Source organism: Vibrio sp. 1402, assembly GCF_033340275.1.
The window spans coordinates 1-1,400 of sequence record NZ_JAWOWE010000054.1 but is presented as its reverse complement, the minus strand read 5'-3'; the positions used below and the strand labels follow the sequence as shown (position 1 = coordinate 1,400).

The following is a 1,400-nucleotide window of genomic DNA, read 5'->3' as shown; positions in this document are numbered from 1 at the left end:
CTTTAACCTTGGGATTATACTGAGCTCTTGTAAACTATCAAACACTGATAACAATAAATCACAACGATCTTGACGCAAAATCGAGATCTGAGACTTATCTGTCCTTTGCGTCATCACTCTGACTTATCCAAGCATCTTGTTTATATTTAACTCAAGATTAGCCAGCTGTTTGGCAACTTTACCAACATCACCAGCACCTTGCGTTAAAATTAGGTCGCCGTCTTGTATAACGTTAGCCAAAACTGATGGTAATTGCTCGATTTCTGGAACAAAAATCGGATCTACTTTACCTCGGCTGCGAATCGTACGGCACAAAGAGCGTCCATCCGCGCCGGCAATCGGTTTTTCACCCGCGGCATACACGTCAAGCATGATCAATACATCAACCTGCTCAAGCACGTTTGCAAAATCATCGTAAAGGTCACGAGTGCGACTGTAACGATGTGGTTGGAAAATCATAACCAATCGCTTATCTTGCCAACCACTGCGTGCTGCATTAATGGTTACGTCAACTTCCGTTGGGTGATGACCGTAATCATCGACTAACATCGCATGACCGTTACCTGTATCAAACTCACCAAGGTGATCAAAACGACGGCCAGTACCTTGAGTGCCCGCCATCGCTTTTAGAATCGCGTCATCTTCAATGTCGTCTTCCGTTGCGACCGCTATTGCTGCTGATGCGTTCAACGCATTGTGACGGCCTGGAATGTTTAGCGTGATATCGAGGTTAGCTCGGCCTTTACGTACTACTGTAAATTTACCTTGCTGACCTTCTTGATGATAATTTTCGATACGTACGTCCGCATCGTCAGAAAAGCCGTAGGTGATCACTTGACGGCTAATACGCGGAATCAGCTCACGAATCACTGGATCATCGATACAGACAATGGCTTGGCCATAAAACGGCAGGTTGTGAAGAAAATCAATGAAGGTTTGTTTCAACGTTTCGAAGTCACCACCGTAGGTATCCATGTGGTCAGCTTCAATGTTGGTAACGATGCTCACCATAGGCTGCAGGTGCAAGAAAGAGGCGTCGCTCTCATCCGCTTCTGCAATCAGAATACGGCTAGAGCCCAAGCGCGCATTTGTGCCCGCGCTCTTTACTAGACCGCAGTTTACAAACGTTGGATCAAGGCCTGCTTCGGAATAGATTTGTGTGACTAGTGCTGTGGTGGTGGTTTTACCATGTGTACCCGCAACAGCGATACCATGACGGAATCGCATCAGTTCAGCCAACATTTCTGCTCGGCGAACAATAGGAATACGCCATTCACGAGCCGCCATGACTTCAGGGTTTTCTTCGTTAATCGCGGTGGAAACGACTACCACACTAGCCTTTTCGACATTACTTGCTTGGTGACCAATAAATACGGTTGCCCCTTTCGACACTAAGCGCT

At 46.6% G+C, this 1,400-nt stretch carries 1 protein-coding gene; it reads right to left on the bottom strand.

All coding sequences use genetic code 11. The features are described from left to right. Positions 1 to 123 precede the first annotated feature (123 nt). A partial coding sequence (gene murC, locus R7044_RS24055; protein ID WP_225455853.1) for a UDP-N-acetylmuramate--L-alanine ligase occupies positions 124 to 1,400 on the bottom strand: 1,277 nt, incomplete at its 5' end.